Genomic DNA, 21,750 nt, shown 5'->3' with positions numbered 1-21,750 from the left:
AGTCCTCCGTATCGCGGGTGGATCGTGGTCGGCCGGCCGAGCGACACCCTGGGGGTCGGCTTCGGCAAGCGGCTCTACTCGTCGTCAGAGTCTCCCATTGCAACCTGAGAACTTACTGGCGGGGCAGCAGCTTAGGCTGTAACCGACAGCGTGTTGTTCGTTTCCACCCTTCGAAGAGGAGTTGCCCCCGTGCTCGTCACTGGTTTTCCGGCCGGGATGTTCCAAACCAACTGCTACATACTCGCTCAGGACGACGCGTGCGAGTGCGTAGTCGTAGATCCGGGTCAGGATGCAGCTGAGCCGCTCTTCGAATATTTGGACTCCAAGGACATGTCGGTCACGGCGGTACTCCTGACGCACGGTCATCTCGATCACGTGTGGTCGGCCCGCGAGGTCTGTGAGCGGTATTCCGTACCCGCGTACATCCATCCCGAGGATCGCTACATGCTCAGCGATCCGGCACGGGGGATCGGCCCGACGATGAAGGAATTCATTCAAGGCATGACGTTCGTGGAGCCGGACGAGGTGATCGAACTGGCCGACGGAGACAAGATCACCGAGGCCGGAATGACGTTCGTCGTGGACCACACACCCGGGCACACGCAGGGATCGGTGGTGTTCCGCACCCAGGCGAACACCGAGAGCGGGCCCGTCGATTTGGCGTTCACCGGTGACACCCTGTTCCAGGGTTCCATCGGGCGCAGCGACCTGCCCGGCGGAAATCACGAGCAGTTGCTCGCTTCGATCGCCCGCAAGCTATTGGTACTCGGTGACGAGACAGTGGTCCTGCCCGGGCACGGCGGAAACAGTTCGATCGGCGCCGAGCGAAGCTCGAATCCGTTTCTCGTTGGACTCAGCGCACAAGAATAAGGAAAAGTACCTCTCGTGAGTAAAGCCAGCACCTTCTCTGCACCCAAGGGCATTCCGGACTACGTTCCGCCGCAGTCAGCCGAATTCGTCGCCGTTCGTGACGGTTTGACGCGCGCCGCGAGGTTGGCCGGATACGGCCACATCGAATTGCCGATCTTCGAGGACACCGGCCTGTTCGCTCGCGGTGTCGGTGAGTCGACCGACGTCGTCAGCAAAGAGATGTACACATTCGCCGACCGCGGTGACCGTTCGGTGACGTTGCGTCCCGAGGGAACCGCCGGAGTCATGCGTGCGGTCATCGAGCACAGCCTCGATCGTGGACAGTTGCCGGTCAAGGTCAGCTACGCGGGCCCGTTCTTCCGCTACGAGCGCCCGCAGGCCGGTCGCTACCGCCAGTTGCAGCAGGTCGGCGTCGAAGCCATCGGGATCGACGACCCCGCGCTCGACGCTGAGGTCATCGCGATCGCCGACGCCGGATTCCGGTCGTTGGGGCTCGACGGCTTCCGCCTCGAAATCACCTCTCTCGGTGACGACACCTGCCGGCCGCAGTATCGCGAACTGCTGCAGGAGTTTCTCTTTGCACTCCCACTCGACGAGGACACGCGTCGACGGGCCGAGATCAACCCGCTCCGCGTGCTCGACGACAAGCGCCCGGATGTTCGTGAGATGACTGCGGGCGCACCGCTCATGCTCGATCACCTGTCCGAGAGCTGCAAGGCGCACTTCGACGAGGTGCTAGCGCACCTGGACGCATTGGGCGTTCCGTACGTCGTCAACCCGCGCATGGTCCGCGGCCTCGACTACTACACCAAGACAACCTTCGAATTCGTGCACGACGGACTGGGTGCGCAGTCCGGAATCGGTGGTGGTGGTCGTTACGACGGTCTGATGGAACAGCTGGGTGGACAGCCGCTCTCGGGCATCGGGTTCGGAATCGGCGTCGACCGCACGGTTCTCGCGCTCGAGGCCGAGGGCAAGTCCGTTGCGCCACCGGCGCGTGTCGACGTCTTCTGTGTACCGATGGGTGCCGAGGCGAAGGCTGCACTGGTGAAGATCGCACATCAGTTGCGTGCCAATGGGATTCGCGTCGACCTGGCGTACGGAAACCGTGGCGTGAAGGGCTCGATGAAGGCAGCTGATCGTTCGGGTGCCGCGATCGCTTTGGTTCTCGGCGAGCGTGAACTCGAAGAGGGCGTTGTCGTTGTCAAACAGTTGGCAACAGGTGAGCAGGAGACAGTGGCGCTCGACCAGGTTGTCGACAAGCTCGGGGAACTCGTTGAGCACTGAGGCCGAACCGGTTTCGCTCGATCTGGTTCCCGTGGCATTGATCGCGCCGCGGCTGAAGAAGTTCGCCGTTGTTGTCGTGGTGTTCGGTGTGGTCGTCGGGTTGATCGTCAGTGTGTTCTCGACGGCGACCGTTGGAGTGATCGTCGGTGCCGTCATCGCGGTGCCGACGTCACTGGCGATCCTGATGACGCTGCGCCGGCACATCACGTTGTACGGCAACAGAGTTCGTGCGCAAGCTGGTTTTCGAACCAACGTCGTCGACGTGGCCGAGGTACTCACGGCGGCATTGACGGTGAGATCCGGCCGGATCAGCGAAGTCAGCTTGACGTTCGGCGACGGACGGTCCACCGTGCGGATCCCGCTCGCGCTGTATACCGCGGGGGGTGGGCGCGAGTTGGAGATCCTTGCACTCCGCAAGCTCGCCGACGCGCTGGCGGCCAGCGAGTTGGTACCGGCTGCCGCGTTGTCCTCGGTGCTGATCGAACAGTTGCGTGCCGAAGCCCGCGGCGCCGGACTCGCCGAGCGTCCGCTCTACCGCGCCGTCGAACTCGTGACGGCGGAGGGACGAGTGCCGAGAACCACACTGACAGACCACGAAGTGGCCGGTTTACTCGACTAGCGTGGAAACCGTTCTTACAGCGTTGTAGAACGGACAGTCGTGAAAACGGCAGGTGAGGAGTCGGCAATGAGTATTGCGCCCGTAACCGTCACGGTAACCGGAGCGTCGGGTCAGATCGCATACGGAATGCTTTTCCGCATAGCTGCGGGGGAGATGCTCGGCGCTGACGTCCCGATCAAACTTCGACTGCTCGAGATTCCTGCCGCCGTGTCCGCTGCCGAAGGCGTTGCGATGGAACTCGAAGACGGCGCATTTCCGTTGCTGAGCTCCATCGACATCACCGACGATCCCGATGTCGCCTTCTCCGGCGCGAACGTCGGGATGCTGGTCGGCGCACGTCCGCGGAGCAAGGGGATGGAGCGTGCCGACTTGCTGAGTGCGAACGGCGCGATTTTCACAGCGCACGGGAAGGCGATCAACAACAACGCAGCCTCGGACGTCAAGGTGCTGGTCGTGGGAAACCCGGCCAACACCAACGCGCTCATCGCGATGAACAATGCACCGGACGTGCCCGATGCTCGGTTCAGTGCGCTGACACGTCTCGACCACAACCGAGCGATCGCGCAGGTGGTGAAGAAGACCGGGGTTCGTGCGTCGTCGGTGCGCAAGGTGTCCGTCTGGGGAAACCATTCGGCGACGCAGTACCCGGACCTGTCCCACGCGACTGTCGCAGGTGAGCCTGCACTCGCGGTGATCGACGACCGCGACTGGGTGGAGAACGATTTCATCCCGACTGTGCAGGTGCGAGGCACCGCCATCATCGCTGCGCGGGGATCGTCCTCTGCGGCGAGTGCGGCCAGCGCGTCGATCGACCACGTCCGCGACTGGGTGATCGGTACCGCCGAGGACGACTGGGTATCCATGGCCGTCTGTTCGGACGGTTCCTACGGAGTGCCCGAAGGATTGGTCTCTTCCTTCCCTGTGACCTGTGCCGATGGCGAGTTCGCTATCGTTCCCGACCTCGCGATCGACGACTTCTCACGCGAACGGATCGACCTGTCCGTCAGCGAACTGGAGCAGGAGCGTGCGGCGGTGCGGGAGTTGGGCTTCGTCTGAGGTTTGTCTTGATCAGAGATCTCGGAACAGGTACTGATCGGGATCGTCAGCCCCGAGCACGGGCGGCGACACCATCGGCAGATCGTCGACCATCGAATTCTCGTCGCCGGCAGTGACGAGATACCTCGGGGTAGTGCGTGGCGACTCGTCGTCCCGAGATCCGCGGGGTCCACCGCCCAGCATGCCGCCCGGCGACATGCCAGCATTGCCGGCCACCGACGACGGTGCACCCAGGCCGGGCGTTGCTATTGGAACCGGTTGAGCTGCAGCAACTCCCGCTGCGCCTCTCATCATTCCGCCGATAGTGCCGCTTCCGCTCAGCCATGCTCCGCCAGAGCTTGCCGTCGCACTGGGTGACGGCGACGCGCCGGCTGCGAGTGACGTCGACGGATTGCCTGCGCCCCACAGCTTGGCGACGCCGGTCGGAAGCCCGGCGCCGGCCTGTGCAGCCGAGGTTCGAACAGCCTCGGTGCCTGGCTGAGTGGAGTCCGGGTGGGTGGAGTACGGCGCATCACCGGCATCGGTTGAGGCAGACAGAGGTTGGGCGATCTGACGGGCGGCGTTGTTGATTGCCTCCGCAGTGATCAGGTTGGAGAGTGCCTCACTGGTCGGTGGGGTCGGCACGGGGATCGGTCCGGCAAGGGCGTTCATGGCTGCGGTGTGCCCGAGCATCTCCCCGCGCGTCCGAGTCACCGCCGCGACGGCTGCCTGCATGTGTTCAGCTGCCGAGGCAAGCAACATCGCCTGTCCTGGTGGTGTCCACGCGATGGGCGCGGCAGCTGCAACCGTGGTGGCGAAGGACTGCGCGATTGCCGCGAGATTCGCGTTGCCTCGCTGCACCGATTCCGCGGCGGCGGCAGCAGTTTTCGATATCGCGGTTCCGCGTTCGCTCAATTCTGCGCCGCTGTTCTGGGCGGATCGCGACAGTTCGGTCGCGGCGTCACTGCCGGTGCTGTTCCAGGTCTGGCCCACGTCGGCGACCGCGCTTCGGGACAGTCCCATGGCGTGGTCGATGAGAGTGGACGCCTGATCGAAGATGCCGACGGGATCGATGCCCGCAAAAGTGCCTGTGCCGAGACTCTTCCCGAGTTCGATCAAGGGCGCGAACAGATCTTCGATTCCGGGGAGTGCCGGTACCGGTATGCCGGCGAGCATCGATTCGACCACATTGTTCGGCAGTACCGGGGCAGGAGCGCCACCGTGAAGGAATTCGATGACGGTTGTCGAGTCGTCTTCGGTGCTCACGCGGTCGTGCCCGTCGATCCGGCCGCAGCGGTCAGATCTGTTGCGATTGCATGATCTGTGGTGTCGTAGGCCTGCGCGGCTGCACCGGCCGTCGCGGCGTTGCCGGCGTAGAACGTGGCGAGTGCTGCAACATCTTTGGTGTGTGTGGCCTGAGCGCGCGCGAATGCTTCGAGAAATTCGATCCCGACGGGGCCCACGGCCGGTGCGACTGCTGCGATGTTTGCACCCAGATCGACGGCGGCGGCCTGCGCGATGCGTCCTGCCGCTTCGGTCGACGTCGAGCCGTACTTTCGGATGCCGTCAGTGGCGACAGTCAATTCGCTCATCATTACCCCCCAGTTGGTAAGCGTCGTGAGAACTTTAGCGGACCACTGTGGGCCCTTACAGGGAGACGACGCGACCTACTCAGCGGTTCCGGACAACCTGGACGAAGTGGCAGAGATTACATTCGGCTCCGGTGTTGGTATTGCGAGTGCGATCGATTTGGCACACTCGAACCATGCGAACCGCTTCGGACGTCATCCTCCGACTCACGTCCGATCCAGCTCGCTGTGGACTGGTGATGGATTTCGACGGCGTGCTTGCACCCATCGTCGACGATCCGTCGGCGAGTGCGCTACTGCCCGGCGCCGAAGACGTGCTTGCGACCCTGGCCGAGCATCTCGGTGTTGTCGGCTTGCTCTCGGGACGGCCTGTGTCGTTCTTGCGAGAGCGGCTCAGCTTGAATTCCGTTGTGCTCATGGGTTCCTACGGCGTCGAGACCTGGACGGACGACGGAATCCACGTGCTTCCGGCCGTCGCGGCGTTCAGTGATGCTGTCGCCGAAGCAGAAGCCGAATTGCGTCGCTTGTTCGACTCTCCGGCAGTTCCTGGCATCCATGTCGAGAGCAAAGGCCTTGCGGTGGCCGTGCATTGGCGTCGGGCCGCGGATCGTGCGGTCGCGCAGCGCCTGGTGGAAGCAGCGACGACAGAAATCGCGAGCCTGACCGGGTTGCGGCGTGAGCCCGGCAAGTTGGTCGAGGAATTGCGCCCACCCGTTGAGGAGGACAAGGGGACAGGCCTCCTTCGCGCGATCGCGGCCGCAGGGGTCGACGTCGTCGCGTACGCGGGCGACGACCGGGGTGACCTACCGGCCTTTGCCGCTGTCCTTGCCTCGGGTGGAGAAGCGTTGGTGGTCAAGGGCGACGACATCGCACCGGAAGTGGCTGCTGTCGACGGCGTCCAGTTCGACGGCCCGCAGGCATTCCTCGATTGGATGAAAGAGCTTGCCGCGCAACTGGAACGCTGACGCGTAAGGTCAGTCTGCCAGGAACTCGACCAGGTCTTATTTCGAGGTGCCGCGTCCGCGGGGCAGAGTGACGCGAACCCGCGCGTGCCCTGTTCCTTGGCGTGATCGACAAGCGCTGCGGGTTCTGTCAACGCGAAACTGGCCGCACCGGAAGGGCTCCGGTGCGGCCAGTTTTGGTCTTGGTCGGTTTGCGACTCGGTCAGGCGTCGCGCTTGTTGACGACGGCGATGCTGATTCCGAATATCACCAGCACAAACGCTGCGAAGTAGAACAAGCTTCCCCAAGGGCCCCAATGGAAATTGGTGCTCGAACCCGAAGAGAGGAAGTGGTCGGCGTTGGCGAACGGGAGGAACGGTGTGACGTTTCTGCCGAAGGATCCGAACATGCCGAACAGGCTCTCGATGAGCAGTGGCCACAGCAGCAGTAGTGCAATGGCGCCTGCGGACTGACGAAGGAGTGCTCCGACGGCGATGGCAAGGGCAACGCAGAGGAACGCGAAGATCGGTACGCCGTAAACGGCGCGCCAGGCGTCGGCGTTGTCCAGTGCCAGATTGGTGGAACCTTCAGAGCCTGCCGCAGCTTTGGTGATGAATACCGCGCCGAGCATGAGAACGAAGGACAGCACCGCGCCGAAAGCCCCGATCAGGCAGGCTTTGGCGATCAGAACCGAAGCCCGACTCGGGATGGCCTGGAAGGTGGTACGGATGATGCCGAAGCGGTACTCGCTGGTGATCGCGAGCGCCGCCATGATCATCAGGACCATGACGCCGAATCCGGATACTCCTAGCCCCGCGTCGTTGAACGTGGGGAGGAATTTCTCGAAATCAGGAGTTCCTGATGCGGCTTCGTCGTTGTACGCCTGAATGCTCGAACTCGACGAACGCCCGATCATCCAGGCGACGCCCAACCCTAGGACGATGATTGTGATCGTGCACCACAGCGGCGACTTGGTCGTGGTGATCTTGATACGTTCAGCACTGAGAACAGCCATTACAGTGCACCTCCCATAGCGTGCTGTGTGTTTGCGTGGTGGGCTCCGGCGCCCGGATCGATACCGGATGCGTGGTACTGGACATCGTCCCCGGTCAACTTCATGAACGCATCCTCGAGCGATCCCTGCACAGAAGCCAACTCGTGCAACACGATTCCCTGCGAACCAGCCAAACCACCGATCACATCGGTGGTCGAATCCACGACCACCAACACCGGCTCCGATCCTGAATGTTCCTCGCGGACAGTCAGTCCCTGGGCAGTCAATGCGGCATGGAGAGCGTCCAATTGTGGGCTGCGCACGCGCACCGTCGACTCCGACGAACGATCCACGAACTCCGCGACCGTCGAATCCGAAATCAACCGACCCCGACCGATCACCACCAACTGCTCCGCCGTGAGCGCCATCTCCGACAGGAGGTGACTCGACACGAGCACCGTGCGGCCCTCGGCCGCCAACCGCTGCATGAACTTACGAATCCAGACGATGCCCTCCGGATCGAGACCGTTGACCGGCTCGTCGAACAACAACACCTTCGGATCCCCCAACAGCGCACCCGCCAACCCCAGACGCTGCGACATACCGAGCGAGAACCCGCCGGCCTTCTTGCCCGCCACCTCGGACAATCCGACCAACCCGAGCACCTCGTCGACGCGGGACTTCGGGATCCCGTTCGAAGCAGCCATCCACTGCAGATGTGCACGCGCACTGCGATTGGGGTGCACCCACTTCGCATCCAGCAACGCACCCACCGTCCGCAACGGCGTCTTGAGCTCGCGGTACGGCTTGCCCTCGATCAACGCCGCACCCGACGTCGGCTGATCCAAACCCAGGATCATCCGCATCGTCGTCGACTTGCCTGCACCGTTCGGGCCCAGGAAGCCCGTCACGATGCCCGGCTTGACCGTGAACGACAAGTCGTCCACCGCTTTCGTCGGTCCGTAAACCTTGGTCAATCCCCTCAGTTCAATCATGAGGAGAACTGTGCCCTACCGGCACTGACCAGCACATCGGTCCCGAGGATGACATGAACCCTGAGATGTGAATACGGCAGTTCAGGGAAAACCCTGTGCTCGACCGGAAGTCGGAACTGGCGCGGCATGCGGGTAGGGCGCATCGAAGTCGCCGTCGAACAATCGCCAGTAGAAGTCGTTCATCCTCGCAGCGACGGGCGCGTGCCGTGTCACGATCGCGGCCACCTCTGGTGTCACATCACCTGGAATATGACCTGTGGCGCATCGTCGTACGTACTGGTTGCGGGCGACTGGTCCGCCGCTCGTCGGCCTCGGTACCCCGCAGACCTCGGTCACCAGCCAGTTGACCAGAAGCATGGCGGCGTAGTCGGCGTCATGAGTGGCGTGGCGCCGGACGAAGTCGTGCTCGGCAGTCGACAGGTCGAAGTGTGGGGATGTGGCCAGTCCGAAGTCGGTGAGATAGATCCGCTCCATGTCGGTGCGCATGTTGCCGAAATGTCCGTCCATGTGCAGCAACTGTCGATCGCGCAAGAATGCCACGATCTCCGAAAACTGTCGCTCGACTTCGGCAGCTTTGGCGGACGGGTTGTCTTCCAGCCAATTCGAGATCGGGTGTTCGATGTACTCGCAGAACAGTACGAGGCTGCACGGCGCAGCGGCAAGCGCTTCGAGACGGGTCCGCACTTCACGGCTGGCGCCGGCGGTGTGAACGGAATCGATGTCGGCGTGTTCGGCCGCAACGGGCGAACGTCCGGGAAGTATCCGCCAGTGGTAAAGCATTGGGAACGACTGTGTTTCGCCGGCCAGAACGGCATCGGTGACCACGATGTTCGCGGCCAGTTCTCGCCAGGCGTTGAAGCTTGGGCCACCAATGCCGTACTGGCAGAACGTCGGCAGATCGAAATGGTTGGAAGTAGAGCCCACCTCGGCGATTTCCCGCACGCTCAGTGGGATGCGTTTGGTGAATACCGGAACGCCGTTGAGCCTGTTGTCATAGACCCTGATCACTCCTGCGGCGCCACCTACGCCGACACTCGAGATTTGAACGGTGTCGACCAGTCGGGCCAGTTCGACATCGTTCTGGGAAGACAGGAACGCCGACAGCTTTCGGTGACGGTCAATCCTGACGTCTGTCATCCCACGACTGTGCCACAGGCTCGTCCGGCTTCGATTTCGCGGAGCCGCCTGTCGAAGTCACCGATTCTGGCGGTGTCCTCGTAGTAGTCCTCTTGCTCGATGATCTTTCCCACTTGGTCCGAACGAGAAGCACTGTTCGATTTCGATAGATGACGGCGCCGTCGGGGCCAAGGGCTCGGTCGTCGAAACGGGCGAGCAGGGTCATGCGCCAGAGTGGACCACCGAAATACGCTTCGGTGACCGCGCCTTGAAGCCCCGCATCGACAAATTGTTGGAGAAACGTCTCGATTCGGTCCCCATCGCTTCATCTTCGAAGCTTGTCGTGGCATCGAATGCCCTGTCAACGATGTGCCCGGGTCTGCTGATATCTGACAGAGAATTGGATATTGACAGTGACTGTCACAATAGGTGAGACTCGCATTATCGAGAATGGCCGGATCTCGGCCGAGGCGGGAGGACGTTGCTGATGTCACTACGGGAGAGACAGCGGTTGCAGGTGCGAGCAGACATTCAACGTGCGGCATTCGATCTGTTCGCGCGTGACGGTTTCGAGGATGTGACCACCGAGCAGATTGCGGCGGCAGCGGGGGTATCGGCGAGTACGTACTTCCGGCACGTTCGTAACAAGGAGGATCTGCTGTTGGATCCGGTCAGGCAGGGCGGCGCCGGAATCGTGACGCTGCTCGAGGATCGCCCGGCATCCGAGTCGGCTGATCTTGCGATCTCGCGGGCAATCCTGGAACGCTCCAATGCTTTCGAGTCCTCGGAGATCGATCAGTGGCGAGCAGCGTTCCGCACCGCGCCGCACCTGATGGATCGAGTCGCCCTGATCGCGCCCGAGCATCGTGATCGGTTGGTCGAGTTGGTGGCACAACGGATGTACCTCGATCCGGAAAATGACAGCCGTCCAGGACTTCTCGTTCATTTGATGTTGGCAGCGGCGGAGTTCGGTTATCGGCAATGGATACGTAACCCTCACAAGCGCGGGGCATCACTTCCCGTGTGCGTCGAGGGGGCACTCGACGCAGTTCGGGGATCCCGGTGGCACACGCAGGACGAAGATGACACGAAAGGTCGTGACCAGTGATGGACGAGAACTCTCAGGGCGCCGTGCCGCCCGTAGTAGATGTGCCCGTAGTGGATGTCGTTGTTGTCGGATCGGGGGCTGCCGGCATGTCTGCAGCCATCACCGCAGCCCGCAACGGACTCTCGACGATACTCGTGGAGAAGTCCGAATACTGGGGCGGTTCGTCGTCCCGGTCCGGGGGCGGCGTGTGGATTCCGGGAAACTCGATACTTCGCCGCGAGGCACCGAAAGATGATATCGACTCTGCGCGAACATATCTGAAGAGCATTGTCGGAGAGGATGCAGACGCCGACCGAATCGACACGTATCTCGATCGGGGTCCGGAAGCCCTCGATTTCCTGATTCGTCACTCTGCGTTGGAGCTCGAATGGGTGAAGGGTTACTCCGACTACTTTCCCGAGGCACCTGGCGGACGTGCAAGCGGCCGCTCGTGCGAGCCGCGCCCGTTCGACGCGCGAGCTCTGGGCGACGATCTTGCGACACTTCATCCGCCGTACATGAAGGTTCCGCTCAACATGGTTGTCCAACAATCTGATTACCGTTGGCTGAGCACGGGGATCCGGCATTGGCGGGGTCCGGTGCGGATGCTTCGGGTAGGAATGAGATCTCTGGCCGCAAGAGCTCGGAGGAAGAAGCTGATCGGGCTCGGGCCGGCGCTCATGGCCGAACTGATGCTCGGAGTTCGGGACGCCGGAGTGACGGTGGAGCTCGGGACGAGGCTTGTGGATTTGGTGACCGACAGTGATCGTGTCGTGGGTGTGCGACTCGAGTCCGGGGGAGTGCAGACCACCATGCACGCTCGATGCGGTGTCATCCTCGCGTGTGGCGGGTTCGACAACAACGACGACATGCGAGGCGAGTACCAGCGACGGCCGAGTAGCGCGCAGTGGACTCTCGGGGCACCGACCAATACCGGGGATGGCATCCGTGCAGCTCTACGCGTCGACGCCGCAATTTCGTACATGGACGACGCGTGGTGGGCCCCGTCGATTCCACTGCCCAAAGGCCCGTGGTTCGCCTTGGCGGAACGCTCGCTGCCTCGCAGCCTCATGGTCAACGCCAGCGGTCAGCGCTTCATGAACGAGTCACTTCCCTATGTCGAAGCGGCACACGCCATGTTCGGCGGAAAGTACGGCCGAGGTGAAGGACCCGCTGAGAACATCCCGGCTTGGCTGATCTTCGATCAGACGTACCGTGACCGTTACCTGTTCGCGGGGGTTCCGGCGCGCAGGCCGATACCTCGGTCGTGGATCGAATCGGGTGCGATTGTGCGAGCTGGATCGATTGCCGAACTCGCTGCCGAGATCGGAGTGCCGGGCGATGCGCTGTCCGCCACCATCACACGATTCAACAGTCACGCGCGCGACGGAGTCGATCGCGACTTCGGCCGTGGGACAAGCAGATACGACCACTACTACGGCGACTGCACCAACAAGCCCAACCCCAGCCTCGGAGAACTTACGAAGGGTCCGTTCTATGCCGCGAAGATGGTGCCTGGAGACCTGGGGACCAAAGGCGGCATCAACACGGACGCTCGCGCGCGAGCGTTGCGCGCCGACGGTTCGGTCATCGACGGGCTCTACGCGGCAGGTAACACCAGCTCGCCGGTGATGGGTCATACCTATGCCGGTCCAGGTGCAACTATCGGTCCCGCAATGGTTTTCGGATATCTGGCGGCGCTCGATGCGGTCGGTCGATCCCGTGACGGTAGTGAGCTCGAGACCGAAGGCAGGAATAATGGTTTGGCAGATCGTCGTGGGTAGGGTTCTCTTGACAGCGTGACCCACCTCAACATCGCCGACGTCGATTACTTTCTCCCTGATGGTCGGCAACTGCTCAGCGGTGTCAGCTTTCGGGTCGGCAACGGTGCAAAAACTGCACTGATCGGGCCCAACGGGACTGGTAAGACGACGTTGCTTCGCATTATCGCCGGAGACGCCGTCGCCGACGAGGGCGCTGTCACTCGATCCGGAACACTGGGCGTGATGCGGCAATTCGTCGGCCAGGTTCGCGACGAGTCCACCGTGCGCGATCTTCTGTTGTCCGTCTCGCCGGCACGGATCCGGGACGCAGCACTGGCGCTCGATACGGCAGAAACCGCGATGATCGAGCGCGACGAGGAATCAACTCAAATGAAGTATTCGCATGCGCTGGCCGATTGGGCCGACGTGGGCGGCTACGAGACCGAAGACTTCTGGGACAAGGTCACTACCGCGGCTCTCGGTGTTCCCTATGACCGTGCGAAGTGGCGCGCGGCCAACTCCCTCAGTGGTGGCGAGCAGAAACGGTTGGTTCTCGAAGCACTGTTCGCTGGGCCCGACGACGCACTCCTACTGGACGAGCCGGACAACTACCTCGATGTTCCGGGCAAGCGATGGCTGGAAAAGACGATCTCGGAATCGTCGAAAGTGGTTTTGTTCGTCAGCCACGACCGCGAACTGATCGCCAACGCGGCCACCCACATCGTGACGCTCGAGCCCGGAATCAGCGGCGCAACGTCGTGGACGCACGGCGCTGGGCTGGCCAGCTACCACCAAGCCCGCGAGGATCGCAACGCTCGATTCGAAGGACTGCGCCGACGCTGGGACGAGGAGCACGCGAAATTACGTGCCCTGGTTCTGCGATTGCGTGAAAAGGCCAAGTTCAACGACGGCGTCGCTGCGCGGTATCACGCCTCGCAAACCAGGTTGGCGAAGTTCGAGGAGGCAGGGCCACCCGAAGCGATTCCACTTCAGCAGAAGGTGACGGTTCGGCTGGCGGGCGGGCGAACCGCCAAGCGCGCGTTGGTATGTCAAGATCTCGAGCTGACCGGATTGATGAAGCCTTTCGACACCGAGATCTGGTACGGAGATCGGGTTGCCGTGCTGGGCTCCAATGGATCCGGAAAGTCGCATTTCCTTCGGCTCTTGGCGGGTGGGGGGACCGATCCGGGGAGCGAGCATCTGCCCGTCGAGGCGCTCGACATCGCGCCGGTCGAGCACGGGGGTAATGCGACGCTGGGTGCCCGGGTACGTCCCGGATTGTTTGCGCAGACACACTCCAGGCCCGATCTGACCGGAAACACGCTGCTCGAGATCCTGCACATGGGCGACGAACACCGCAGCGGAATGGGACGCGAAGCGGCGAGCCGCGCGCTGGACCGTTACGGATTGTCCCAAGCTGCGGAACAGAAGTACGACGACCTGTCCGGCGGTCAGCAGGCACGATTGCAGATCCTGCTCCTCGAGCTCTCCGGCGCCACGATGTTGTTGCTCGACGAACCGACCGACAACCTTGACCTTCATTCGGCTGACGCGCTCGAGCAGGGCATTGCTCAGTTTGCCGGCACGGTCATCTCGGTCACGCACGATCGCTGGTTCGCGCGCGGGTTCGACAGGTTCCTCGTCTTCGGATCGGATGGGAACGTGTACGAGAGCGAGTCGCCGGTGTGGGACGAGGCCAGGGTCGAACGAGCGCGCTGAGATCGAGCAGCCACTCCCTACCTGGGGAGAGGCGGCAGCTCGTTGATCATCGCGCGAAGGAGGCCCGGATCGCTGCGATCCGATCGAGGCGGGGGACAGCGCGAAAGATCGAGCTGTGTCGGAAAGCGCCACACAACGCGACCTGGATCTACCCTGTTCACCGCCGAGTACCAGTGGGTGAGGGGCTCGGCGAGCGCCGCGTGAAGCTCGAAATGCCGTCGTCGGCGGCTGGGGTCTCCTTCGCGCTGAAGTAGAAGCTGCCCCGGTGACGGTATCGAGATGACGGTCAGATCCGCGAAACCCAGTTCGAGGTGCTCGAAAGCTGTCTCGACTGCCGCGAGCTCGTACTCGAATCGCTCCCGAGGTGCTGCGCCCACCGCAGCGAGACACCAGCTGTAGTGCAGTTTCAGCGGGTCGCTGTCGCAGAGCGCGATACCGGTTCTCGCTTCGAGATCTTCCGCTTGCGACCATCGCTTCGAATTGACCGTTGTCCAGTAACTTGCCTGCACTTCGAGGTTGGTTCCATCCGGTTCGAACCCGGTGGGCTGATATTCGGCCACGAATTCCTCGACGACCGATTCATTCGTCATCTGGGCTCGGCACCAAGTGGTCTTGCCGGCGGCGCTGGGTCCTTCTACTGCGATGATCACCAGTTGATTCTCCATAACGATTGGGGCGGTTGGTTTTTGCCCGTTGCCAGGAATCTCTTAACATCCGAAGGGGGCTCCTTCGTGGTCCGACACGGCCTTTTTCGGTGCGGTGGGTCACAAAATCGCAGTGACGGTTGACACATAACGGACGGATAACGATCGGTATGGTTGAACCTCGAATCAACTAGTTGACCTGTGGTTATTTCTTGAAACTCGACTGAATCTGGTACGGCAGTGCCGGAAAACTGCCCCGTGACCAATCCGTGACCATCACCTACGGTCGTTGACAGCCCGAAACTACCGGGCAAACACCGACCCGCAACTGCGTGCTTCTGCCCCGCGGGTCCGGTACTCCCGAAACCTTCGCGGGGCAGGAGTGAAACAGACGAGTCGATCGACTAGACGTGAAAGCGTCCGGGCCGACCTCGTCCGCGGTAGCGGAGAGGATTTACCCAATGACCAGCATCACCTTCAAGCGCGCCCTCGGCGCAGTTGCAACCGCAGGCGCAGTCGTCGCGATCCCGCTCGCCATGAGCACCGGCACCGCTTCGGCAGCCGGCCACGACTGGTCCGGAGTCGCAAACTGCGAGTCCTCCGGTAACTGGGCCGCCAACACCGGAAACGGCTTCTACGGTGGTCTGCAGTTCACGCAGAGCACCTGGAACGCATTCGGTGGATCGGGCAACGCTGCCAACGCCAGCCAGGCCGAGCAGATCCGTGTCGCCGAGAACGTTCTCGCAGGCCAGGGCGTCGGCGCATGGCCCGTCTGCGGTCAGTACCTGACCACCGGCACCACCGCAGGCAACTACGAGGCCGCAGCCGCCCCCGTCACCGCTGAGGCTTCCGTCGAGTCGGCTCCGGCAGCAAGCACCGGAAGCGGCAACTACGTGGTCAAGGCAGGCGACACCCTGTCGAAGATCGCTGCTGCACACGGCATCTCGCTCGAGAACCTCGCCAGCCAGGTTCCGAACATCAACCTGATCTTCCCGGGACAGTCCCTCTCGGTCTAGTCTCGTGGCCGTTTAGGTCCTCAATGCGTCGAAATTGTCCGGAGCTGATGCAGCCCCGGACAATTTCGGCGTTTCTGCGTTCGCAATGATCGTTGCCGCTTCCGTATGGATGGGGTCAAGATCCTGGCGCCACCCAAGAATGTGCAGCGCCGACCCGGCGATGACAGCGGCGTCGGGAATCGGGGTGCCTTCGAGCGCGTCGGCTCGCGCGCTGATCACACTTTCTACCAGGCGAAACGGAAGCTCGGCCAGGTGCGTTGATGATGGATCGTCAATCGCGTCGAGCACATCCTGGGCGAGTGCCCGGTATTGCTCGCGAAGCCGATCGCGATCGGCTCGGAACGACATGAACCTGTCACTTCTCAGTTCCGGTAAGAGATAAAGGACGCCGAGGTTCCACCGTCCGGTGATCAGTTGTGCCGCGTCGATGTACGAAAGTGCGTAAAGCTTCACCTCGGGTGCGGTGTCGAGTGGCCTGAGATTCTCCGCGAAGTCGAGCGCCGGCGTCACGGTGTCGGCGAGCAGTGCAACCAGAATGTCGTCCTTGGTGGCGAAATGGTTGTACAGCGACGCCTGACGCATTCCGACTGCTTCGGCGATGTGGCGTGTGGACGTCGCGGCGAAGCCTCGGGTGGTGAACAGTTCAGCGGCTGCATCCAAGATCTCCGCCCGGGCAGTGCCACCCGGGCGTCGGCGAGCGGTCAGGCGGGGTCGTCCGGGGCCGGCGTTGGTCACGCCTTCCATAGTGGCAGGCTGCGGCCTTACGTGCGGGATGGCCGCCGCTGTGAGCATTCGGTCACGTGCTCGAAACGTACTCAACGAGCCTGTTACAGAATCAGGCGAATCGTATACGCGGGCGTCACCTGCGGCGAGTGGATTTCGCGAAAACTATCAATCGACAGTTATTCGCCTCTGAATCGCTTCGCCGAAGGAGTACGCCGTTGAGTGCAACCACCCCGGCTGCGCAGCCCACCACCGCATCCGCACTCGCCTCTTCGCCTCACGACGACGGTGACCTCGCGGAGTTCGGCTACGAGCAGCAGCTGCATCGATCGCTGGGAAAGTTCGCGTCTTTCGCCGCGGGCTTCTCCTTCGTCTCCATCCTCACCACGATCTTCCAATTGTTTGGCCTCGGTTTCGGTTTCGCGGGTCCGGCATTCTTCTGGACGTGGCCGGTCGTCTTCATCGGTCAGTTCATGGTCGCTCTCAACTTCGCGGAACTTGCTGCCAGATATCCGATTTCGGGTGCCATCTACCAGTGGTCGCGGCGGATGGGTGGTGAGATCGTCGGCTGGTTCGCCGGTTGGTTCATGATTCTCGCTCAGATCGTCACTGCATCGGCCGCCGCGATCGCCTTGCAGGTCGTGCTCCCCAATGTGTGGAGCGGGTTCCAGATCATCGGCGAGGACAGCGCACTCACCGCATCGAGTGGTGCCGCCAACGCCGTGCTGCTCGGATCGGTACTTCTGGTTCTGACCACCTTTATCAACTGCATCGGCGTCAACTGGATGTCGCGTATCAACAACATCGGCGTGACCTGCGAAATCGTCGGTGTCATCGCAGTGATCGGGATGTTCTTCACCCACGCTCAGCGCGGACCGGACGTCGTCTTCGACACCGGCAGTGCCGGCGGTCAGCCCGGATACGCCTGGGCGTGGATCATGTCCGGACTGATGGCTGCTTACGTCATGGTCGGCTTCGGTTCGGCAGGCGAACTGGCCGAGGAGACCCGCAACCCCCGACGCGTCGCACCTCGTACGATCCGGCTTGCACTGTCCGCTTCCGCGCTCGGCGGCGGCTTGATGATCCTCGGCGCGTTGATGGCAGCGCCCTCACTCACCGACGGACGCCTGGCCACGGAAGGTTTGCCGTACGTACTGACATCGATTCTCAGTTCCCCGTGGGGCACGGTCTTGTTGATCGACGTCTCGATCGCAGTGTTCGTGTGCACCTTGGCCATTCAGACTGCTGCTTCACGGCTGATGTTCTCGATGGCCCGCGACGGGCGGCTTCCTGCCTCGCAGGTACTGGCAAAGGTCAACCCCCGCACCGGAACACCTATCGCGCCGTCCGTCCTCATCGGTCTGGTCTGCATTGCCGTCCTGGCCGTCAACGTGGGCAACTCGGCAATTTTTGCAACCCTGTCCAGCGTATGCATCATCTTGATCTACTTGGCCTACCTCATGGTGACCGTGCCGCTGCTGGTTCAGCGTCTCAAGGGATGGCCTCGCACGGCAGTCGGCCCCAAGTTCGACGCCGAAGGCAAAAAGCTTTTCTCCCTGGGCGTCTGGGGAATTCCGGTCAACATCGCCGCGGTTGTGTACGGCGCGCTGATGGTGATCAACCTGTCCTGGCCACGAGCCGAGATCTTCAACCCCACCGGGGAGTACCCCATTCTGCAGTGGGCCGCGCCCATCACGGTAGCGCTGGTCGTGGGGCTGGGAGTCGCTTGCTTCCCACGTGGCCGCGCCACCCCGAATCCCGTCACGATCGGAGCCTGACCATGAGTACTCAGACCACCGCCGGAGCGCGCGAGCATGCCCGGTCTCAAGCTGGAACGATCACCGATTCCATGCCCGTATTGCCGGCAACGCGTTGGCCGAACCCACCCGAAGACGTCGCTCCCGAACGTCTGACCTGGGCTGAGACCGTGCCGGGTGGGCGGTACACGACCAAGGTTCTCGCACGTGGAACCCGATTGCGACTTCGCGACATCGCTGGCAGCGCCTGCGCAAACATCTTGCTCTATCGCGCCGACGCCCCTTGGGAGCGTCTCAACGTCGCCGATACCGTCAAGGTGCCATGGCAGGCCTATCTCGGCGTCGGGCACCCGTTGCTCTCCGATCAGGGGCGAGTACTTGCGACCGTGGTCGCAGACACGTCGGGTCACCACGACGCGTTCTGCGGAACGACGTCACGCGCCACCAACGAGGCGAAGTACGGGCAGGGTTCGCTGCACAGTGCCTCACCCGCCGGTCGTGAACTGTTCACCGTCGCTGCCGCGAAAAACGGGCTCGGGCCGCAGGACATTGCGCCGCCGTTGTCCTTCTTCCATGGTGTCCGCGTCGAGGCGGACGGCGCTCTCACCAGTACGGGGTCCGCCGGCTCGGGCGCAACGGTCGACCTTCTGATCCACCTGCCCGTCATCGTGATGATCGCCAACACCGCGCACCCACTCGATCCAGCGCCGCAGTTTCCCACCACGTCCCTCGAAGTGCTCGCGTGGAACGCGGCCGACGAACTCGGCGGCCTTGACGATCTCGGGCCGGAATACCAACGCGCAGTGCTCAATACCGAAGATGCCTGGACGGCTTCGAACCTGGAGGAGATCGCATGACCACCACCTTGGATGTCCCCGCCCTCGTTCCCGGAACGGTGATCCTCGACGAGATTGCTGACGCATTCGGGCCGTGGTCCGCAGTTGTCCGTGCCGGTGACGTTCTGACCATCGTCGATCTACACGGAAATCAAGCCGTCGACACCCTCGTCTACGCCGGTGACGATCACAGCGTTCGGTACTCGGCAGCAGCGACGGTCACAGCCCAGAAGAACCTGTTTCTGTCCACAGGCTCCGTGCTCCGCGGTGACGACGGAACTCCACTCATGACCCTGGTCGCAGACGAGGTCGGAAACCACGACACCGTCGGCGGCGCGTGCTCACAGGAATCGAACACCCTGCGATACGGCCACCACACCAAGCATCAGCACGCGTGCGTCGAGAACTTCCTCGTCGAGGGCGCAAAATGGGGGCTCGGTAAGCGGGACCTGGTGTCCAACATCAACTTCTTCATGAACGTCCCGGTCGACCCCGACGGCACACTCGGAATCGTCGACGGACTGTCGGCACCAGGCAAGCGGCTCGCGTTGCGTGCCGAACGTGACGTGCTCGTCCTCGTGTCCAACTGCCCGCAGATCAACAACCCGTGCAACGGCTTCGATCCCACGGCCGTCCGCATGATCGTCACACGGCCGGGAGCAGACGAATGAACGCAAAACTGACCATCGTGCGTCCCGGAATGCTGACGACGGTTCAGGACTATCCAGGACGCGTCGGATACTGGCAGATCGGAGTCCCACCATCGGGCCCGATGGACGACCTGTCGTTTCGGTTGGGAAACACCGCACTCGGAAACCCCGAAGGCGCCCCCGGCATCGAATGCGCGATGGCCGGACCTGCCATGACGTTCGACGAAGACACCACGGTCTGCATCACAGGTGCCCCGGTGTCGGTGACCGTCGACGGCGTCGTACACGGTCAGTGGCGTCCCGTTCTCGTCCCCGCTGGATCGGTGCTCGACGTCGGAACGGTCAGCGGCCCGGGACTGCGCATCTACGTACTCGTACAGGGCGGAATCGAGACCGACGACTATCTCGGCAGTGCGTCGACCTTCACCCTGGGCAGGTTTGGGGGACACGAAGGTAGGACTCTGCGGGCAGGAGACGTTCTCAAACTCGGACAGGCGACCGGGGTCGCGGGAGCTGTTCCCGCCGAGCATGTTCCGGCGATACACACGTGCTGGGAACTTGCGGTGACCGAGGGCCCGCACGGGGCGCCGGAGTTCTTCACCCGCTCCGACATCGACACGCTGTACGCGACGGAGTACGAGGTCCACTTCAACTCCGACCGCACCGGTGTCCGGTTGATAGGTCCGAAACCAGACTGGGCCAGAACCACCGGCGGCGAAGCGGGACTTCACCCTTCGAACATCCACGACAACGCGTATTCGATCGGTGCACTCGACTTCACCGGCGACACGCCCATCCTCCTCGGACCAGACGGACCGAGCCTCGGCGGCTTCGTCTGCCCGATCACAGTGGTGTCCGCTGATCGCTGGAAGCTCGGACAGTTGGCTCCCGGGAACAAGATTCGCTTCGTGCCGGTCCGCGCCGAACGGGCAGCCTCCCGGCGTGACCTCGGAGTATCGCGTCGAGCGTCCAATTCGGTTGTTCATTCCTCCGGTGGTGACGGCGACGACGGCGTCATAGCCCGTCGTGACGGCGACACCACGGTCACGTACCGGCGCTCAGGCGATGACAACGTGTTGGTCGAATACGGCGACATGAATCTCGACCTGGCGTTACGTGCGCGTGCTCATGCACTGCATCAGCGACTCGAAGCCGAGAAGCCGGCCGGACTACTCGATCTCACCCCGGGAATCCGCAGCCTGCAGGTCCGCGTCGACCCGGACGTGCTGCCCGTCGGCAAACTGATGGGAATGCTCGCCGAGGCGGAGGACACCTTGCCGGCGGCCAACGAACTCGTTGTGCCCAGTCGCACTGTGCGGATGCCACTGTCGTGGGACGACCCGGCCACGCGCGAAGCGATCCAGCGGTACATGCACGGGGTTCGCGCCGACGCGCCCTGGTGCCCGTGGAACATCGAGTTCATCCGCCGGATGAACGGTCTCGAATCCGTGAACGACGTGTTCGACACCGTCTTCGGCGCCGAATACATGGTGCTCGGACTCGGTGACGTCTACCTCGGAGCGCCGGTCGCGACGCCGCTCGACCCACGTCATCGCCTTGTCACGACCAAGTACAACCCCGCCCGCACCTGGACCCCGGAAAACGCCGTCGGGATCGGTGGGGCGTACCTCTGCATCTACGGCATGGAAGGCCCGGGCGGGTACCAGTTCGTCGGACGTACGACGCAGGTGTGGAATCACCGCCACCCCGCGAAGTCCGGGCCGTTCGAGGAGGGCACTCCGTGGTTGCTGCGATTCTTCGACCGGATCTCCTGGTACCCCGTCGAGCCGGAAGAGTTGATGGATCTGCGCGCGGACACCGCCGCCGGCCGCGACGGGGGCGTCGAGATCGAGGACGGCAGCTTCTCGCTGGCCGAGCATCAGGAGTTCCTCGCGTCGAACTCGCGCTCGATCGAGGAGTTCCGCGCGATGCAGTCCGTCGCGTTCGGGGCCGAGCGTCAGCGTTGGTCCGACGCAGGAGAGTTCGCGCTGCCCGGCTGATGGTCGAGTGAGCACAGTCGTCTTAGAGTGAGCACCGCTTCCAGAGTGTCGGAAGCGGTGCTCACTCAGCAGTTACGGTGTTCAGTCCGCCTGGAACGGTTGCAGATGT

20 protein-coding genes are annotated in these 21,750 nt (G+C 62.8%); 13 read left to right on the top strand and 7 right to left on the bottom strand.

Annotated features, from left to right (window positions below; all coding sequences use genetic code 11):
• Positions 1–189 precede the first annotated feature (189 nt).
• From ATN37_RS09745 to ATN37_RS09730, 4 genes are all read left to right on the top strand, one after another.
• Positions 190–870, top strand: coding sequence for an MBL fold metallo-hydrolase (locus tag ATN37_RS09745; RefSeq protein WP_007732970.1), 681 nt, complete (start codon positions 190–192; stop codon positions 868–870).
• 15 nt (positions 871–885) lie between these two features.
• The gene (hisS, locus tag ATN37_RS09740; RefSeq protein ID WP_007732972.1) at positions 886–2,157 is read left to right on the top strand and encodes a histidine--tRNA ligase; all 1,272 of its coding nucleotides are present in this window, start codon (positions 886–888) and stop codon (positions 2,155–2,157) included.
• Positions 2,147–2,776: a hypothetical protein gene (locus tag ATN37_RS09735; RefSeq protein WP_218695075.1), complete on the top strand. Its 630-nt coding sequence runs from the start codon at positions 2,147–2,149 to the stop codon at positions 2,774–2,776. The genes hisS and ATN37_RS09735 overlap by 11 nt, the downstream gene beginning before the upstream one ends.
• A gap of 66 nt (positions 2,777–2,842) precedes the next feature.
• On the top strand, positions 2,843–3,832 hold the full coding sequence (locus ATN37_RS09730) for a malate dehydrogenase (RefSeq protein WP_042919887.1): 990 nt from the start codon (positions 2,843–2,845) through the stop codon (positions 3,830–3,832).
• A 12-nt stretch (positions 3,833–3,844) separates the two neighbouring features.
• Here ATN37_RS09730 and ATN37_RS09725 read toward each other — a convergent pair whose 3' ends face one another.
• Positions 3,845–5,077, bottom strand: coding sequence for a hypothetical protein (locus ATN37_RS09725; protein WP_308125200.1), 1,233 nt, complete (start codon positions 5,075–5,077; stop codon positions 3,845–3,847).
• A complete protein-coding gene (locus ATN37_RS09720) occupies positions 5,074–5,403 on the bottom strand; it encodes a type VII secretion target (protein ID WP_047269350.1) in 330 nt (109 codons plus the stop codon). The genes ATN37_RS09725 and ATN37_RS09720 overlap by 4 nt, the downstream gene beginning before the upstream one ends.
• Positions 5,404–5,576: 173 nt before the next feature.
• Between ATN37_RS09720 and otsB the strand changes: the two genes are divergently transcribed.
• Entirely contained in the window at positions 5,577–6,365 is a 789-nt protein-coding gene (otsB, locus tag ATN37_RS09715) for a trehalose-phosphatase (RefSeq protein ID WP_256933199.1), read from the top strand.
• Positions 6,366–6,564: 199 nt separating this feature from the next.
• Here otsB and ATN37_RS09710 read toward each other — a convergent pair whose 3' ends face one another.
• The 3 genes from ATN37_RS09710 to ATN37_RS09700 form a co-directional block, all read right to left on the bottom strand.
• Positions 6,565–7,356, bottom strand: a complete 792-nt coding sequence (locus ATN37_RS09710; protein WP_007732982.1) for an ABC transporter permease subunit — start codon at positions 7,354–7,356, stop codon at positions 6,565–6,567.
• Positions 7,356–8,330 (bottom strand): ABC transporter ATP-binding protein, encoded by a 975-nt coding sequence (locus ATN37_RS09705; RefSeq protein WP_042919882.1) that lies wholly within the window; start codon positions 8,328–8,330, stop codon positions 7,356–7,358. Before ATN37_RS09705 ends, ATN37_RS09710 begins: the two co-directional genes overlap by 1 nt.
• A gap of 81 nt (positions 8,331–8,411) precedes the next feature.
• Positions 8,412–9,467 (bottom strand): serine/threonine protein phosphatase, encoded by a 1,056-nt coding sequence (locus ATN37_RS09700; RefSeq protein ID WP_030536453.1) that lies wholly within the window; start codon positions 9,465–9,467, stop codon positions 8,412–8,414.
• Between the two features lie 466 nt (positions 9,468–9,933).
• Between ATN37_RS09700 and ATN37_RS09695 the strand changes: the two genes are divergently transcribed.
• From ATN37_RS09695 to ATN37_RS09685, 3 genes are read left to right on the top strand one after another with little or no spacing between them, the layout of a single operon-like run.
• A complete protein-coding gene (locus ATN37_RS09695; RefSeq protein ID WP_030536452.1) occupies positions 9,934–10,554 on the top strand; it encodes a TetR/AcrR family transcriptional regulator in 621 nt (206 codons plus the stop codon).
• Positions 10,554–12,317: a 3-oxosteroid 1-dehydrogenase gene (gene kstD, locus ATN37_RS09690; protein WP_165639240.1), complete on the top strand. Its 1,764-nt coding sequence runs from the start codon at positions 10,554–10,556 to the stop codon at positions 12,315–12,317. The genes ATN37_RS09695 and kstD overlap by 1 nt, the downstream gene beginning before the upstream one ends.
• A gap of 15 nt (positions 12,318–12,332) precedes the next feature.
• Complete coding sequence (locus tag ATN37_RS09685; protein WP_218695072.1) at positions 12,333–14,015, top strand: ATP-binding cassette domain-containing protein; 1,683 nt, start codon at positions 12,333–12,335, stop codon at positions 14,013–14,015.
• 17 nt (positions 14,016–14,032) lie between these two features.
• Here ATN37_RS09685 and ATN37_RS09680 read toward each other — a convergent pair whose 3' ends face one another.
• Complete coding sequence (locus ATN37_RS09680) at positions 14,033–14,680, bottom strand: hypothetical protein (protein ID WP_058038739.1); 648 nt, start codon at positions 14,678–14,680, stop codon at positions 14,033–14,035.
• Between the two features lie 440 nt (positions 14,681–15,120).
• Here ATN37_RS09680 and ATN37_RS09675 point away from each other — a divergent pair, with 440 nt between their 5' ends.
• Positions 15,121–15,675, top strand: coding sequence for a transglycosylase family protein (locus ATN37_RS09675; protein ID WP_003944949.1), 555 nt, complete (start codon positions 15,121–15,123; stop codon positions 15,673–15,675).
• A 12-nt stretch (positions 15,676–15,687) separates the two neighbouring features.
• On the opposite strand, the gene ATN37_RS09670 is transcribed toward ATN37_RS09675, so the two are convergent.
• Positions 15,688–16,419, bottom strand: a complete 732-nt coding sequence (locus ATN37_RS09670) for a TetR/AcrR family transcriptional regulator (protein ID WP_054188193.1) — start codon at positions 16,417–16,419, stop codon at positions 15,688–15,690.
• A gap of 197 nt (positions 16,420–16,616) precedes the next feature.
• Here ATN37_RS09670 and ATN37_RS09665 point away from each other — a divergent pair, with 197 nt between their 5' ends.
• From ATN37_RS09665 to ATN37_RS09650, 4 genes are read left to right on the top strand one after another with little or no spacing between them, the layout of a single operon-like run.
• Entirely contained in the window at positions 16,617–18,176 is a 1,560-nt protein-coding gene (locus ATN37_RS09665; protein WP_218695070.1) for an amino acid permease, read from the top strand.
• A gap of 2 nt (positions 18,177–18,178) precedes the next feature.
• Positions 18,179–19,012, top strand: coding sequence for an urea amidolyase associated protein UAAP1 (locus tag ATN37_RS09660; protein WP_064075360.1), 834 nt, complete (start codon positions 18,179–18,181; stop codon positions 19,010–19,012).
• Entirely contained in the window at positions 19,009–19,662 is a 654-nt protein-coding gene (locus ATN37_RS09655) for an urea amidolyase associated protein UAAP2 (protein ID WP_218695068.1), read from the top strand. Before ATN37_RS09660 ends, ATN37_RS09655 begins: the two co-directional genes overlap by 4 nt.
• Positions 19,659–21,641, top strand: coding sequence for a 5-oxoprolinase/urea amidolyase family protein (locus ATN37_RS09650; protein ID WP_218695066.1), 1,983 nt, complete (start codon positions 19,659–19,661; stop codon positions 21,639–21,641). The genes ATN37_RS09655 and ATN37_RS09650 overlap by 4 nt, the downstream gene beginning before the upstream one ends.
• Positions 21,642–21,750 lie beyond the last annotated feature (109 nt).

Origin of the sequence: Rhodococcus sp. MH15 (genome assembly GCF_019266045.1) — a bacterium.
GTDB classification, from domain to species: Bacteria; Actinomycetota; Actinomycetes; order Mycobacteriales; family Mycobacteriaceae; genus Rhodococcus_F; species Rhodococcus_F qingshengii.
This window is presented reverse-complemented; position numbering and strand designations above follow the sequence as displayed.

Coding starts and splice junctions, on each gene's coding strand:
- ATN37_RS09730 (WP_042919887.1), top strand. CDS start 2,843: ATGAGTATTGCGCCCGTAACCGTCACGGTAACCGGAGCGTCGGGTCAG.
- ATN37_RS09720 (WP_047269350.1), bottom strand. CDS start 5,403: ATGAGCGAATTGACTGTCGCCACTGACGGCATCCGAAAGTACGGCTCG.
- otsB (WP_256933199.1), top strand. CDS start 5,577: ATGCGAACCGCTTCGGACGTCATCCTCCGACTCACGTCCGATCCAGCT.
- ATN37_RS09710 (WP_007732982.1), bottom strand. CDS start 7,356: ATGGCTGTTCTCAGTGCTGAACGTATCAAGATCACCACGACCAAGTCG.
- ATN37_RS09705 (WP_042919882.1), bottom strand. CDS start 8,330: ATGATTGAACTGAGGGGATTGACCAAGGTTTACGGACCGACGAAAGCG.
- ATN37_RS09700 (WP_030536453.1), bottom strand. CDS start 9,467: ATGACAGACGTCAGGATTGACCGTCACCGAAAGCTGTCGGCGTTCCTG.
- ATN37_RS09695 (WP_030536452.1), top strand. CDS start 9,934: ATGTCACTACGGGAGAGACAGCGGTTGCAGGTGCGAGCAGACATTCAA.
- kstD (WP_165639240.1), top strand. CDS start 10,554: ATGGACGAGAACTCTCAGGGCGCCGTGCCGCCCGTAGTAGATGTGCCC.
- ATN37_RS09680 (WP_058038739.1), bottom strand. CDS start 14,680: ATGGAGAATCAACTGGTGATCATCGCAGTAGAAGGACCCAGCGCCGCC.
- ATN37_RS09675 (WP_003944949.1), top strand. CDS start 15,121: ATGACCAGCATCACCTTCAAGCGCGCCCTCGGCGCAGTTGCAACCGCA.
- ATN37_RS09670 (WP_054188193.1), bottom strand. CDS start 16,419: ATGGAAGGCGTGACCAACGCCGGCCCCGGACGACCCCGCCTGACCGCT.
- ATN37_RS09660 (WP_064075360.1), top strand. CDS start 18,179: ATGAGTACTCAGACCACCGCCGGAGCGCGCGAGCATGCCCGGTCTCAA.
- ATN37_RS09655 (WP_218695068.1), top strand. CDS start 19,009: ATGACCACCACCTTGGATGTCCCCGCCCTCGTTCCCGGAACGGTGATC.
- ATN37_RS09650 (WP_218695066.1), top strand. CDS start 19,659: ATGAACGCAAAACTGACCATCGTGCGTCCCGGAATGCTGACGACGGTT.